11 protein-coding genes are annotated in these 14,164 nt (G+C 58.4%); 8 read left to right on the forward strand and 3 right to left on the reverse strand.

Annotation, left to right across the window (positions count from 1 at the left end; translation table 11 throughout):
* Positions 1-127 precede the first annotated feature (127 nt).
* From G8764_RS06520 to G8764_RS06535, 4 genes are all read left to right on the forward strand, one after another.
* Complete coding sequence (locus tag G8764_RS06520; RefSeq protein ID WP_166163342.1) at positions 128-1,261, forward strand: sensor histidine kinase; 1,134 nt, start codon at positions 128-130, stop codon at positions 1,259-1,261.
* A gap of 28 nt (positions 1,262-1,289) precedes the next feature.
* Complete coding sequence (locus tag G8764_RS22910; RefSeq protein ID WP_166163344.1) at positions 1,290-2,114, forward strand: response regulator; 825 nt, start codon at positions 1,290-1,292, stop codon at positions 2,112-2,114.
* A 447-nt stretch (positions 2,115-2,561) separates the two neighbouring features.
* On the forward strand, positions 2,562-3,605 hold the full coding sequence (locus G8764_RS06530; RefSeq protein WP_166163346.1) for an ABC transporter substrate-binding protein: 1,044 nt from the start codon (positions 2,562-2,564) through the stop codon (positions 3,603-3,605).
* 38 nt (positions 3,606-3,643) lie between these two features.
* Entirely contained in the window at positions 3,644-4,939 is a 1,296-nt protein-coding gene (locus G8764_RS06535) for a diguanylate cyclase domain-containing protein (RefSeq protein ID WP_166163348.1), read from the forward strand.
* A gap of 94 nt (positions 4,940-5,033) precedes the next feature.
* Here the strand turns inward: G8764_RS06535 and G8764_RS06540 are convergent, their stop codons facing one another.
* Positions 5,034-6,578 carry a glycosyl hydrolase family 79 N-terminal domain-containing protein gene (locus G8764_RS06540; RefSeq protein WP_166163350.1) on the reverse strand — a complete coding sequence of 515 codons (1,545 nt, stop codon included), beginning with the start codon at positions 6,576-6,578 and terminating at the stop codon, positions 5,034-5,036.
* 279 nt (positions 6,579-6,857) lie between these two features.
* Here G8764_RS06540 and G8764_RS06545 point away from each other — a divergent pair, with 279 nt between their 5' ends.
* A complete protein-coding gene (locus G8764_RS06545; protein WP_166163353.1) occupies positions 6,858-7,238 on the forward strand; it encodes a gamma-glutamylcyclotransferase family protein in 381 nt (126 codons plus the stop codon).
* A gap of 120 nt (positions 7,239-7,358) precedes the next feature.
* Here the strand turns inward: G8764_RS06545 and G8764_RS06550 are convergent, their stop codons facing one another.
* A complete protein-coding gene (locus G8764_RS06550) occupies positions 7,359-8,273 on the reverse strand; it encodes a pirin family protein (RefSeq protein WP_166163355.1) in 915 nt (304 codons plus the stop codon).
* Positions 8,274-8,492: 219 nt separating this feature from the next.
* Here G8764_RS06550 and G8764_RS06555 point away from each other — a divergent pair, with 219 nt between their 5' ends.
* The 3 genes from G8764_RS06555 (at position 8,493) to G8764_RS06565 (ending at position 13,365) form a co-directional block, all read left to right on the forward strand.
* Positions 8,493-8,909, forward strand: a complete 417-nt coding sequence (locus G8764_RS06555; protein WP_166163357.1) for a DUF6491 family protein — start codon at positions 8,493-8,495, stop codon at positions 8,907-8,909.
* Positions 8,910-9,178: 269 nt separating this feature from the next.
* The gene (locus tag G8764_RS06560) at positions 9,179-10,309 is read left to right on the forward strand and encodes an efflux RND transporter periplasmic adaptor subunit (protein WP_166163360.1); all 1,131 of its coding nucleotides are present in this window, start codon (positions 9,179-9,181) and stop codon (positions 10,307-10,309) included.
* An 11-nt stretch (positions 10,310-10,320) separates the two neighbouring features.
* Positions 10,321-13,365, forward strand: a complete 3,045-nt coding sequence (locus G8764_RS06565) for an efflux RND transporter permease subunit (RefSeq protein ID WP_166163362.1) — start codon at positions 10,321-10,323, stop codon at positions 13,363-13,365.
* On the opposite strand, the gene G8764_RS06570 is transcribed toward G8764_RS06565, so the two are convergent.
* Positions 13,331-14,023: a lamin tail domain-containing protein gene (locus G8764_RS06570; protein WP_166163364.1), complete on the reverse strand. Its 693-nt coding sequence runs from the start codon at positions 14,021-14,023 to the stop codon at positions 13,331-13,333. The two genes, G8764_RS06565 and G8764_RS06570, sit on opposite strands and share 35 nt — an antisense overlap.
* Between the last annotated feature and the right edge of the window lie 141 nt (positions 14,024-14,164).

A 14,164-nucleotide genomic window follows, 5' to 3' on the forward strand; every position in this document is an offset into this window, starting at 1 on the left:
AAATGTCGCCGCTCAAATTCCGGTATGATGGCTGGCGGAAAATCGATCCGGCGATACGCCGGCTGCGTACCCCTGACGGGTAGTTCCCGTTTAAAACAATAATCAGACCAATGGCAGGGACAAGGCTTTGACAACAACGACAGCGCGGTTTATCGATAGCGTCCGCAGCAGTCGCCGCAAACAGTTTTGGCTGTTGCAGGGCGCGGGCTGGTTTGGCCTGTGCTTTATTACCTTTTTCAGCCTGACCCTCTGGTACGACCAGCTCGACTGGCCCTACCTGGCGCATATATTCCTGCAGGCACTGCTGGGGCTGCTGTTATCACTGCCGCTGCACCTGCTGTATCAAGCCCTCTGGGGCAAGCCGATACTGCTCCAACTGCTGCTCGACAGCGCCGCTGTAGCCATCACAGCCGCGCTGTGGACCGCGCTGAGGCTGGTCACATTCTACTGGCTAACCCGGGAGCCAAACCTCCTGCAGGACTTTGGCGGCTGGTACTTTGGCTCGCTGATGATCTTCCTGTGCTGGTCAGCCATTTATTTCAGCATCCGCTTTTACCTGCTGTTTCAGTCCGAGCACGACCACCTGATAGAAACAGAAGCCTGGGCTGAAAGCGAAAAGTGGAAGCGGCTGGAGGCGGAGTCAGCGGCCAGGGAATCGCAGCTGAAAATGTTGCGCTATCAACTGACCCCGCACTTTCTCTTTAATACCCTCAATGCCATAGCCGCCCTGGTGCAGGTTCAACAGTCGGACGACGCCCACAAAATGATCGTCAACCTGAGCAATTTCCTGCGCTTGTCGCTGGATCACAACCCCACCGCGAAAATTACCGTGGAGCAGGAGATTGCAGCGCTGATGCTGTACCTGAATATTGAAAAGGCCCGCTTTGGGGAGCGCTTGCACATCGATCTCGACGTCGCGGAAACAGCCAAACAGGCCCTGGTGCCCAGCCTGCTGTACCAGCCACTGGTGGAAAACTCCATCAAGTACGCCATTGCCATGAACGAGGACGGCGGCACGATTCGGGTGTCGGCCCGAGACAGCGGCGAGCAATTGCTGCTCGAAGTAGAGGACACCGGGCCACAACTGCAGGCCAGTGGTGCCAAACCCCTGAGCGGCCGTAAAATAGGCTTGCAAAATACCATTGAGCGGCTGAATGGCTTTTACGGCAAGCAAAACTACCGCTTTGACATGCAACCGCTGGCACCTTCCGGCCTCAAGATCAGCATTGCCATTCCCCTGGAAGAATTCCCAGACTATTAACCGCAGCGCCAAAGAGAGGAAGATTTGAGTGGACAGATTAAAAACCATTATCGTCGACGACGAACCCCTCGCCCGTCGCCTGCTCAAGACCTACCTGCAGGAGCACCCCCAAATCGATCTGGTTGCGGAGTGCCAGAACGGCCGTGAAGCCATCAACGCGGCGCAGCAAATGGAGCCGGATTTGATGTTTGTCGACATTCAAATGCCCGGTATCAATGGCTTCGAAGTGGTCAAGCGCCTGCAGTCCGACGTGATGCCGATGATCGTTTTCTGCACCGCCTATGAAAAGTACGCCCTCGACGCCTTTGATATCAACGCGGTGGACTACATTTTAAAACCCATGGACCGCGAGCGCGTGGAGAGGTCGGTGATGCGCAGCCTGGAGCGCCACAAGAACGTGGATGCAACCGCCTCCAAGACGCCCATTCTCGGCGCCCTGGAAATGATCGCCGAGAAGGTTGCTGCGGATTTATCCGGCGCCGGGCCCGCCGAAGAAAAGGAGCAGGCGGAGGCCAACCTGAGCCGCAAACTGGCTATCAAGGACCGCGACCTGATCACCATGGTGGACCAGGAGGATATTGACTGGGTCGATGCCGCGGGGGACTATATGTGCATTCACGTAGCCGGCGACACTCATATTATGCGCGCCACCCTCAAGCACCTGCTGGGGCAACTGGATAGCAGTATCTTCAAACAGGTGCACCGCTCCACCATCGTCAATGTCAACCGCATCCAGAAAATCACTCCCTGCAGCAAAGGGGAGTATTTACTCCACATCGGCGCTGATGCGCAAATCAAGGTGAGCCGCAATTACCGCACCGCAATCAAGCAATATATCGAGAAATTTGGCTAGCTCCGCGGCCTTAGCTGCCAACTCTTTAGCGCGAACCAGCTGGTTTCACAGCGGTCTTAACCAGTACGCTGTTGAAATGTATTACAATAACCAGGCTGAGCGTGTTATTTTCCACCTGACAGTGAATATCACGCCAGACACTACCGCTGCCGGAGGAACTGGCGACAAATCCGGCGCTTGTCAGATGAATATTTAAGCAATTGTGGCTGTTTAACCTATTCTAAATACAGGCGTAAACAGGTACCGGTTGTTTTACAGGTAAGGATTGTTGTAGGTATATAAGCGTAAACAGGTAAAGGGTATTCGTGAGCGGCGCATGGGCGCGCCAGCCCACGTGGTACTGGCTGCTCGCCGGGATCTATGCGTTTTGAATTTAACCGCATCTACCGGGTAGTAGGGCTAGCAAAAGGGACTCGTGTCGACCAATTCACTAAAAGGAAGTTTTTCATGCCAGCTTTGTTAGCGCGCTACAGGCCAGTGCTCGCTGCCAGCCTGGCCATTCTCGGTGTGCTGGCAACGGGCTTTGCCCTCGCCCCCCTGCTAACTGGCCTTGACCCCCAACTTGCCGGCAGTATTGCCGGGACCACTGCGGCGCAGCGCGAAGTCAGAATCGCCGTCTCCCACACACCGCTGTCAACCCCGGTGATCCTTGCCCAGCAACTGGGTTTCTTCAAAGACGCGGGGGTCGATGTTCGGCTGATCGAATACAATGGCGGCGATCTTACCTTTGACGCCATGATCAATGGCGAGGTCGACCTCGCTACCTCCTCCGATTCCGTCGTGGTCTTCAACAGTTTCAAGCACCGGGACTTTGTCCTGCTCGGCACGTTCGTGCACTCCGACAATGATATCAAGATCATTACCCGCAACAGCCGCCAGATCACCTCCGCCCGGGACCTTGCGGGAACAACGGCGGCGGTAATTAAGGGCAGTGCCAGCGAGTACTTCCTAAGCACCTTCCTCACCATCGAGGGCATCGTCCCCGACCAGGTTACCACTGTCGACAAAAGCGCCGGGGAAATGCACAAGGCGCTCAAATCCGGTGAAGTCGACAGTATTGTCGTATGGGAGCCCTTCGCCTACCGGATCCTGCAGCAAGAGCAACAATCGGTCGCACCGCTCGACACCAAGGCGCTTTACAGCCTGACGTTTAATTTGGTCTCCTCCCGCAGCTTTGCCGATGACAACCAGCAACTGATCAGCAATATACTGCGCGCCATTCGCACCGCCAACCGGTTTATTTACGCCGAGCCGGAAAAGTCCAAAGACATCATCCAGGCCTACCTGCAGCTGGACAAGCAGTTTGTGGATTGGCTGTGGAGCGACTACCTTTTCAGCCTGACGCTGAACGAATCCCTGGTGTTGACCCTGGAGGAGCAGGCCAACTGGGCGATCAACAGCGGGTTACTGGATGAACAACAGGCACCTGATTTCAGGCTGGTCATTGACTCCCGGGCCTACGATCGTATGAAGCGGGACCTGCGCGATTAGCTCCCGACACATTGCAACCCTATACAGCAGAATTTACCATGAGCTTGAAGTCTAAACTCTACATCATCGCCCTACTCGCCGTCGGCCTCGCCATCGTTTGTGCAGCGTTTATAAATGCCACCAAACGCAATGAGAACACGCTGATTCTCCACACCGAGTATGTCGAGAGCGTGCTGCAGACCACTGACAACCTGCAAGCCGCATTGCGCGAGTACGGACTGGCATCCACCCCGGCCAATGCCGAGCACTGGCTCTCGCTGCACAGTACCCTGCAACAATACCTGGACAATCCACCGCAAGTTTCGATCAATATGCAGCCCTACCTGAGCTCCGCCCTTGCCTTGAATAAAACGGCGCACACTCTGTTCCAGCGCCTGCTCACCATCGATGACACTCTGTCCAGCGCCAACTCCGACCCGCAATTACTGGCCAATGCCAAAAAAGCACTTGGCAACCGGCTCTACCTGACCTTAAACCTGATCAGTGACGAGAGCCTGAACCTGTCCTTCGGTGCCCTGCTGGACTTCAAACGCAAATCCAGCAATATCAACCAGGCCTTGAAGGCATCGGTTTTCACCGTCAGCATTCTCAATGTGCTGATTGCCTTGTATTTTGTCTACACCTTTTCCGGTCGCATGAATCAACTGCTAAGCCTGGTGCAGGGTGTCGCCAGCGGCGACCTGGACACCAGGGCACTGGCCTCCGGCAAAGACGAATTGGCCAAGCTGGCGGTACAGTTCAACAACATGACCAGTAAACTGCAGGAGAGCATGGTCGCGCGCACGGAGCTGGAGCAGATGATTGACCAGGCCACCGCTGAACTGGAAGCGCAAAAACAAAAATTACACCAGATGGCGCACTACGATTCCCTTACCGAAATTGGCAACCGGGCGCTGTTTAACAGCACCCTGGAACACGCCTTCAAGCGCGCGCAACGCAGCGCCGCCAAACTCGCCGTGCTGTATATCGATATCGATGGTTTCAAACTCATCAACGACAACCACGGCCACAATATCGGCGACGAGGTACTGAAACTGGTCGCTCGGAAATTCACCTCGACAATCCGTGCCAGCGACGTTATTGCCCGCCTCGGCGGGGATGAATTTGCCATCATTATGGAAGAGCTCAAGGGTCGGGAGGATGCCGAGACCCTGGCGTCCAAACTCCGACTCCGCCTGGCCGCTCCGCAGAAGATCAGGGATCACATAATCAATATCGACGTCAGCATCGGCATCGCCCTGTACCCGGATGACGCCGCCTCCATCGAGGATCTTATCCGCAGCGCCGACAGCCACATGTACACGGTCAAGCACAGCAGTAGAGCTTACAGCTGAATTCAGCTGCCAGCGCCGCCCCTGAGCCACTGCGAATATAGCACCGTATTGTCTGGCGAGGTGCACCGACGCAGTACCGTGGCCTGCAGCCGGGCTAGCGAATCCGCCAAAAGTTGATCGAGCGGGCCCGCAGCGGATTGCTCCCGGCCTGCTGCGGGAAATCCTGCAGGCCGAGCTGGCCCTTGTGCAGCCGCGGCCGCACCCCGTTGATAAACACCCGCTTGGCGGTCAACTTGTTGGCATAAAGGCTGTAGCTCTGCTGCACCTGCACGGTGGACGCGGAACTTGCACCGCCGCGGTCAGCACCACCCCACATTGCCGGCCGGCCAAACGACTGCAGATCGATACTGACCAAGGCACAGGAGGTATTGATGATCAGCAGCACCAAATCGCTTGAATGCTTGTGCTGGTGGCAGTACACCCGCAGGTCCGGGTGACTGTTGCTCACCCCATAGACCGCCTCGCCCATCAATTGCCCCCAAAGCCAGCTGACCCAATAGTCCGGGCGCGGCTTCAGGGTCAAGCGGTTGATCATCCCGTAGTCGCCGCCGATCAGGCTCTGCCGCACCATCACTTTTTGGCCCAGCAGCGCCCCCTGCCCCAACTGGTCTGCCCACCAGAAACAGGAGGCAAAGCGATCGGATATTCTCGGCTGGCCGCCGCACTGGGCGGAGCCGGTTTCACCGGTCCACAGCTCCGCCTGGGGCTGGTAGAGATCGCGCCAGTGACGCAGCTTTTCGCTGTAGTGGCCAAAGGTATCGAACGACTTTATCGAGAGCGCTGTTTGCAGCGTGGCCGAGCGGGTCTGCAGCGGCGAACGCTCACTTTGGAAGGGGTAGTAATGCCAGTCGACGATATCCAGCTCGGCCCCCATGGTTTGCAGGAACTTGGGGGTTATATTGGAAAAGGGCCTGATGGTTTCCCCCAGCCGCGGCCAGAAAGCGCTGCCCGGGCCACAGATTTTCACGTCCGGGTAATAACGCCGCAGCAACCGGGCAAAGGTGGCGTAGTCCCGGGCCAGCATTTTCGCCCGCGGTTGCGAGCGAATACCGTGAAACGCCCAGTAGGCGTTGAGCTCATTGCCCAGCTCACAGACATCCAGTCGATAGCCCTGTGCGCTGGAGTACTCCAGCAGCTGTTGAATTTCAGTGCCGGCCCACTCGCCGTGCTGGCGGCGCTTAAACAGGCCGTACTTGTAGGTAAAGGCAAACTTGCACTGGTTGCGCGTGATAAAGCTGTGCAGTGAATCCCACATGGTTTGGGTCAGAATCAGTTCACTGGCATCATGGCCGGGGCTGGCAAAATAGTGAATCTTGTCGGCTTCCGAGCCCCCCACACGTAAATAGGCCGGCGCCAGCGCCTGCACCAGGCGGTCCAGTTTTTTTGAGTTCAGGTCCAAGGGTGGCACCCGCAGCGTGCCCAGTCCCCGCCGCGAGTTGCCACTGCCCTCCCACCAGAAGCCGCCTGCCAGTACCGAAATATCGATAGAAAATGAGAGGTAGCGCGGATCGACCTGGTGCAGCGGCTGCCGGTCCAGCAACCGCAGCTGCACCGCCGCACTGGCAGCGGCCAATGTTGCGCCCCCGGCAGTCGGGTGCTGGCGCAGCAACAGGCTATCTAGAAGGTGGTTCAGGCGCATGCGGCGGTCGCAACGCTCCCTGTGGCAGTGACATGAGTGTGACCAAGGTAGGTCGCTTTGTTGACACTTTAATGACAGACTGTGCGCAGCGTTAACGGCCAGTAGTGGATTCACCAACTGCTGGGCCGCCCAGGGGCCCAGCAAAACCAAATCCGCCTACTTCTGGACAGTGGAGACGGCGCTGCGCGAAAATGGCTTTGAAATCCCGTTCCCGCAGCGGGACTTGCACATGCGCTCGGACTATCGAGATACTACTGACCAGAATGGAATTCACGATTGATGGAAATGCACGACCCAGGCTGTGAACTGGTATTTGTCTACGGCTCCCTGAAACGCGGCGGCCACAACCATTATTTACTGCAGACCAGTGTCTGCATGGGTGAGTGGCGCACTCGGGAGCTGTTCAGCCTGTATGACCTGGGGCCTTTCCCGGCCGTCTGCCTGGAAGGCGGGTCAAGGATTAGCGGCGAGGTGTACCAGGTCAGCCCCGGCACCATGGCCGACCTCGATGCCCTCGAGGGGTATCCCGGCTGGTATCAGCGCACGCAGATTGACACCTGTTACGGTCGCGCCTGGATCTACTACCTGCAGTCGGCACCCGCCGACGGAGTCCTGATCGACTGTGGCGAGTGGCGGCCGGCCCAGGCTGTTGCGGGCTAGGCACCTGAACCCCGGCCTGGAGCGGGCAAAACGGCGAACCGCTGGCAGCTGCAGCCAGTATCAAACAACACGGCGCGGGTTTGGCAAAAGCCCGCCCGCAGCGACACGGGTCGCGCCCGCCTAGTCGGGCAGCGGAATAAACTCTTCCTCGTCCCCGGGCACCTTGGCAAAGCGCCCTTCCTGCCAGTCGCGCCTGGCCTGCTCAATGCGCTGCTTGCGACTGGACACAAAATTCCAGTCGACGTAACGGCGGCTCAAGGTGGCGCCACCAATTACCGCGATGCGGGCGTCCTCGGCCGCTTCGATAACGATACCCCCGGCCCTGGAAAGTACCGCCATGGCATGCTCCGGGATGAGGCTGTGACCCGCCCGCAAACTGCCCTCCAGCGCATACACGGCACACTCTTCGGCGTCGGGCAGGGCGAGCGTCTGGCCGGCGTGCAGGCTGGCTTCCAGATACAGGGTTCGAGCGTAGGTTTTCACCGGTGAGGTCACCCCAAAGGCGCTGCCCATCATCACCCGTACCGGCACACCGTTCACCGTCACTGCGGGAATTTTCGCCCCGGGGTAGTGATAAAAGGCCGGCTCCACCTCCTCGAACTCTTCTGGCAATGCCAGCCACAACTGCAAGCCGTGGGCACTGTGCGGGACATTGCGCACTTCCGGTCGCTCCCGCTCGGAGTGGGTAATGCCACGACCGGCGACCATCAGGTTGATATCTCCGGGTCGAATGGCCTGCACATTGCCGAGCGAGTCGCGATGCAAAATCTCCCCGGCAAACAGGTAAGTGACGGTGGCCAGGTTAATGTGCGGGTGGGGACGCACGTTAACCCCCTCCCCGGCGGGGAATTGGGCCGGGCCCATATGGTCGAAAAAGATCCAGGGGCCAACCATCTTGCGCCGGGTAGTGGGCAGCAAGCGGCGCACGGAAAAACCACCCAGGTCCTTCTGCCGCGCTTCAATGATCAGGTCTACCGCGGCGCATCCCTGCACCATCTTGCACTCCTGTTCCGCATCGTTTGTGGGATCGCTCATAACATGCTCCTGTGCCGGGTAAAGAAAGCAACACTGTGCACTGACCAGCCTAAATTAATTTCACCTTGCGGGTTAGGAATTATTTGCAAATAAAAAAACCCGGCCAGGAGTTCATTGGTTATATTGGCGGCGGGCACCACTCGCCGGCGGCGAACTCCTGACATCGATTATTGTCTATTTGTGTGCAGAACGGCTCGCCCCATCAGGAGATATACCATTATGAAAACCACATCTGCCCTGTTGATCGCCCTGCTGGGACTGGGCGGCCACTCCTTCGCCGACCAGCACCAGGATGCGGAGGATGACAATGTCATGGTGCCGGGCACCGAGCGCTGCCTCAGCCTGACCAGGATCAACTCGACCCGCGTGCTCGATAATCAGCGCATCGCCTTTCACCTCAGTGGCAAAAAAGTCTACATCAATGTTTTGCCGCGCCCCTGCCCAGGGCTGCGCAAAGATTCCACCATCATGTACCGCGTAACCATGAGCCAACTCTGTGACATGGACCTGATCACTGTACTGGACCCTATGGGCGGCGGCTTTATGCCCGGCGCCTCCTGCGGTCTGGGTAAATTTGTACCGGCAACCAGCGAAGACCTGAAACCCCTGCGCTATGAAACCTTAAAAGACGAGTGATAGTCCCACCTGCTGATAGCCCAACGCCCGGCGGAGCCGGCAGGTAACCGCCGCGGCGGGCGGGCCATTGCAGCTCAAACCGCGGCGTCACTGCGCCAGCCCGTCCGAGCTGACTGGCCCGCTTTCCAGCGGCTGACAACCGCTGCGTACATGGATTTTTGCCACAATTTATTGAACAATGCCCTCACCCTGATGTAGTTTGGCCGTTTGCGCCAGGCATAAAGCCCAACGTCACCTCTGCCTCCCGGTTTCACTTACCGAGCCTAATAATGAAAAAAAACACCTTTCTCCCTGCACTTCTGTTCAGTTGCCTGTTGGTCGCCTGTGGCGAGCCGGTCGAGATAGCGGAACCTCCGCCAGTGCGCGGCATGAAGGGCTATGTAGTAAGCCGGGCCGCCAATTTCGAATTGCGCCGCTACCCCAGCATCGTGCAGCCGGCCCGGGAAACCAAGCTGTCGTTTGAGGTAGGTGGCAAGCTCAAGAGCCTGGACCTGGAAGTGGGCCAGCGAGTAGAGCCGGGGCAAATACTGGCCGAGATCGATCCGGTCTCACTGCAATTAAACCTGCAACAGGCGCAGGCCTCGCTGCAGGAGGCCCGGGCGGCGCTGAGCACTGCCAAAGCTGACTACCAGCGCAAACAGGATCTGCTGGCCCGAAAGTTCGTCACCCAATCCCAGTATGAGCAGGCGGAAAACCAGTACAACGCCGCCACTGCCCAGTTGCAGCGCGCCGAAAAGTCCCTCGAGCTGGCCCGGGAAAGCCTGAAGAAAACCCGCCTGCAGGCGCCCTTCAAAGGGGTGATCTCCAGCGTCGAAAGCCGGGACTTTGCCCAGGTGGCCGCCGGCGAAGTGGTGCTGGGCATGTACAGTGAAGGCGCTTATGAAGTGTCTTTCAGTGTGCCGGCCAGCATTATCAATAAAATTGCCGTCGGCGACCGCGCCAGCATAACCTTTCCCGATCTCGGCACCACCGTCTACCAGGGCCACCTCAAGGAGCTGGGTGCCCGCGCCACCAGCATTTCTTCCTTTCCGGTAGTGGTGGCGCTGGACGAGACACCTGCCGCCCTGAAGGCGGGGCTCAGCGCCGAAGTGACCCTGGAAATTCCCCTCGACATCCGCAGCGATGGTTTTCTGATACCTGTCAGCGGTATCAACCTGGACTCGTCTCCACCGACCGACGGGCACCCGAACTTATCCGCGCAAATTGGCAGCGGTACGGTATTCGTCTACGACTCCGCCAGCAGCACCGTGCAGCGCCGCACCATCTCCATTATTGGCGTCTACGACCAGATGCTTATCGTCGGAGAGGGCCTGCACGAAGGCGAAATTATCGCCGCGGCGGGCATCAGCTATCTGCGTGATGGCCAACAGGTCAAGCTGTTGCCAATGGCGAAGCAGTAACGGAGACAGCCATGCATTTCCTGACCGAGTTCGCCCTCGCCCGCTCGCGCCTGACCGTGCTGGCCATGCTCTGCCTCATCGTAACCGGGGTGCTGCTCTATCACGGCTTCCCCAAACGCGAGGACCCGGAAATCGCGATCCGTCAATCGGTGGTGACGGTGGAAATGCCCGGCGTGGTGCCCGGGCGGATGGAAAGCCTGATCGCGGATCCGGTGGAGCGCAAGATTCGCGAGATTCCCGAAGTCGACGAGATAAAAACCCTGATCGTCACCGGTAAAGTCTCCATCACCGTCAGCGCCAGGGACTCGGTAAACAAGCTCGACCCGGTGTGGCAGGAGCTGCGTGACAAGATGGAAGAGGTCGCCCGGGATTTGCCCCAGAGCGCCAACGGACCGTACGTCAACACCAACTTTGGCGACGTCTCCATTGCCAGCATCGCCATTACTGCCGAAGGTTTTGACCTGCCGCACATGGAAGACAGCGCCAAGCAATTGCAACGCATTTTGCACACGGTAAAAGGTGTCGCCAAAGTAGACATCTACGGCCAACAAAAGGAAATCATCTGGCTGGAGGTAAACTCCGCCAAACTGGCCAGCCAGGGTGCACAACTCGCCACCCTGATCGACGACCTGCAAAGCCAGAATGTGATTCAACCGGCGGGCCGGCTAACCGCCCAGGGCAACTCCATCCTGCTGGAGGCTAGCGGCCACTTCAGCAGTGTGGAAGATATCGCCATGCTCCTGACCAGGCTGCAGGACAATGGCGACCTGGTCCGCCTCGGCGATATCGTCGAGGTGCGCCGCGGTATAGCGTCGCCCAAGGACAAGCCGGTCTACTTTAACGGCCGCCCGGCCATAGTGGTCTCGGTGCAAATGCAGTCCGGCTACGATATTGAGGCACTGGGCAAGGCGCTGCGCAAGACGCTCACCGAGTTCGAGAACTCGCTGCCCATTGGCTACGAAATCAACCTGGCCGCGTTCCAGCCGGACATGGTCACCGAAGCGGTGAATACCGCCATGAGCAATGTGGCGCAAACATTCCTGGTGGTGCTGCTGATTATCATGCTGTTCCTGGGTTTGCGCTCAGGGCTTATTATCGCCTCCATCGTGCCCTTCGCCATCATGTTTGCCCTGATCGGCATGTCGCTGCTCGGCATTGACCTGGAGCAGGTCTCGATTGCCGCCATTATTATTTCCCTCGGCTTGCTGGTGGATAATGGCGTGGTGGTAGTCGAGGATATCCAGCGCCGTATCGGCGCGGGGGAGTCACCCCACGATGCGGCACTGGCGGCGGGGCGCCAATTTGCCACCCCATTGCTGGTCTCTTCCCTCACCACCATCTTTGCGTTTATGCCCTTCTTCCTGCTGGAGGGTTCGGATGGCGAATTCGCATTCTCGCTGGGGGCGGTAGTGGCCATCACCCTGATCGGTTCCTGGGTAGCTTCCATGTACTTTTTGCCGTTTATCAGCAAGTACCTGCTGGCCCCTACCCGCGCCAGGCAGGGAGATCCGGTCCAGCGCTCCAACAAGAAGCGCATATTCAACAGTCTGGTCAATACCTACCTGAAGGCGCTCACCTACAGCCTGGGCAAACCCGCACTGGTGCTATTGATCTGCAGTGCAGCCGTCATCTTTTCCCTCTTGTTTATGGGCAGCATGAGCCAGCAGATGTTTCCCCTCAGCGAGCGCAACCAGATCCTGATCTATCAGGACATGCCCAAGGGCACCGACATTCGCGCCACGGAAGCATCGGTACAGCAAGTTGCGCAGTGGCTAATGGATACTGACATCAACCCGGAAGTGCGCAGTCATATTGCCTACGTGGGTTTCGGCGGGCCGCGTTTTTACCTGTCATTGAACCCGCCCGACAGCGCCCCGGAAACCGCTTTTTTTCTGGTCAATATCGATGATTTCGAGCACGCGGTACAATTCGCGGCCAGGGCAAATCGCCACCTGATCGAGAATCACCCGGAGGCTCGCTTCAAGGTCAAACGCCTGTCCATGGGCTCGAAGGAGTCGGGCATCGTCGAAATCAAGATTACCGGCCCCGATCCAGACCGCTTACTGGGACTGGCGCGGGAGGTCGAGAACGCCTTCCACCAGGTGCCGGGAATCAGCCAGAATGAAAACGACTGGGGCGAAAAAAATCTTACCGTGGTGGTGGACATCGACCAGAACAAAGCCCGCCGCTTCGGTCTCAGCACCGCCAAGGTGTCGGAACTGCTGGCAACCTATTTTAGCGGCACCCAGGTCTCTACCTATGAAGAAGGTGAGCGCAATCTTCCCATCATTATCCAGGCCAGGGAGGATGTGCGCAGCAGCATCGAAGACTTGATCAACATTGTGGTGGGCCACGAGGGCAACTACTTTGCCCTGGAGCAAATTGCCCACCTCAAGCCGCGCCTGGAATACTCGCAAATGCGCCGCCTCAACCAGCAGCGCACCATAACCATTACCGCCAAGAGTGAGAATCTCACTGCAGGTGAATTACTGCAACAGGTCACATCCGAGCTGGCGGTACTGGATTTGAGCGGCGGTTACAGCTTCGAGCTGGGTGGCGAGCTGGCGGACAGTTCGGAGACCTACGGCAAACTGCTGCGCGGTATACCTGCGGCCCTGTTCCTGATGCTGGTGGCAATCGTCTACCAGTTCAACTCGTTCCGCAAAACCTTTATGGTCTTCGCCACCATCCCGCTGATTATCATCGGCGTGCCGGTCGGCCTGACTATCCTGGCGCAACCCATGTCGTTCTTTGGCACCCTCGGGCTGATCAGCCTGGCCGGCATTGTCATCAACAACACCATCGTATTGATCGACCAGATTGATATCGATTGCCGGAACCAACCCCTGGCACAGGGTATCGTCGCCGCCTCAGGGACCCGCTTGCAACCGATACTGCTGACCTCCGCCACCACAGTGCTGGGCCTGGTACCCCTCTACCTGTTTGGCGGTGCGCTCTGGTCACCGCTGGCGGTAGTGATGATGTCGGGCCTGGCGGTGGCGTCCATCCTGACCCTGTTCTTTATCCCGGTGCTCTATTACCTGCTGTACAAATAAACCCGGACCTGCGCCAGAGTAGCCCCAGTAACCCGGCCAGGCACAGCCAGCCGGAGGCGGGTGCCGGTACTGACGCCGCCGCTGAGGCGGATGCCAGCGCCGGAGTAAAAACCTGGCCGCTGTTGATCGCACCGAAGGACGCCGCTGCCGAACTGCTCCAGCTGAAGTCGCCATAAGCAGAACCGGACCCCAGCAAATGCAGTGAGGTTCCCACCGCAGTGGCTCCGGATTCCCCCACGCCGATATCTGTACTGGTCAAGCCCGCAGCCACCCCACTGGTCGCGTTGATCGTGCCCTCATAACTGAGAAACTGGATCACACTTGCGGCGGCATCCACCAGCGCCATACCATCGGCGGCGCCATTCTGGATACCACTGCCGGAAAAGCTGAACGCCAGCGTACCAAACCCGGCCTGCTGATCGCCAATCACCCCGCTCAGGGCCCGGGTCAGGTAGGGCGCCGAGGTATTGCCGTTGTACAGCACCAGGCTCCAGCCGCTCAGGTCGGTGCCGGCGGCGCCGGCGAGCTCAATGGCTTCGCCGACATCGGCGCCGCTGTTGTCGTAGTGAATTTCATTGATATAAGTTGCAGTTGCGCTGGCCGCCTGCAGGCCGAGGCCCAGCACCAGCAACCGGGCGTAGTGAGTAGGTAGATGCATCGCGTCGCCTCCTTGCGTGTCGATGACATCCTACCAAGCCAGCCCGCCGCCACCATCAGGCATTGGTATGAAAACAGATAGCGATGAAAACAGAAACCGGTGAAAACAGAGAACTGTGACAACGATCAGCATTGCAAAGGG

It is taken from the genome of Pseudomaricurvus alcaniphilus, assembly GCF_011440395.1.
GTDB lineage: Bacteria > Pseudomonadota > Gammaproteobacteria > Pseudomonadales > Cellvibrionaceae > Pseudomaricurvus > Pseudomaricurvus alcaniphilus.

Bases quoted from the DNA above. Each gene is read 5' to 3' on its own strand.
- G8764_RS06530 (WP_166163346.1), top strand. From the start codon at position 2,562: ATGCCAGCTTTGTTAGCGCGCTACAGGCCAGTGCTCGCTGCCAGCCTG.
- G8764_RS06535 (WP_166163348.1), top strand. From the start codon at position 3,644: ATGAGCTTGAAGTCTAAACTCTACATCATCGCCCTACTCGCCGTCGGC.
- G8764_RS06540 (WP_166163350.1), bottom strand. From the start codon at position 6,578: ATGCGCCTGAACCACCTTCTAGATAGCCTGTTGCTGCGCCAGCACCCG.
- G8764_RS06545 (WP_166163353.1), top strand. From the start codon at position 6,858: ATGGAAATGCACGACCCAGGCTGTGAACTGGTATTTGTCTACGGCTCC.
- G8764_RS06550 (WP_166163355.1), bottom strand. From the start codon at position 8,273: ATGAGCGATCCCACAAACGATGCGGAACAGGAGTGCAAGATGGTGCAG.
- G8764_RS06555 (WP_166163357.1), top strand. From the start codon at position 8,493: ATGAAAACCACATCTGCCCTGTTGATCGCCCTGCTGGGACTGGGCGGC.
- G8764_RS06560 (WP_166163360.1), top strand. From the start codon at position 9,179: ATGAAAAAAAACACCTTTCTCCCTGCACTTCTGTTCAGTTGCCTGTTG.
- G8764_RS06565 (WP_166163362.1), top strand. From the start codon at position 10,321: ATGCATTTCCTGACCGAGTTCGCCCTCGCCCGCTCGCGCCTGACCGTG.
- G8764_RS06570 (WP_166163364.1), bottom strand. From the start codon at position 14,023: ATGCATCTACCTACTCACTACGCCCGGTTGCTGGTGCTGGGCCTCGGC.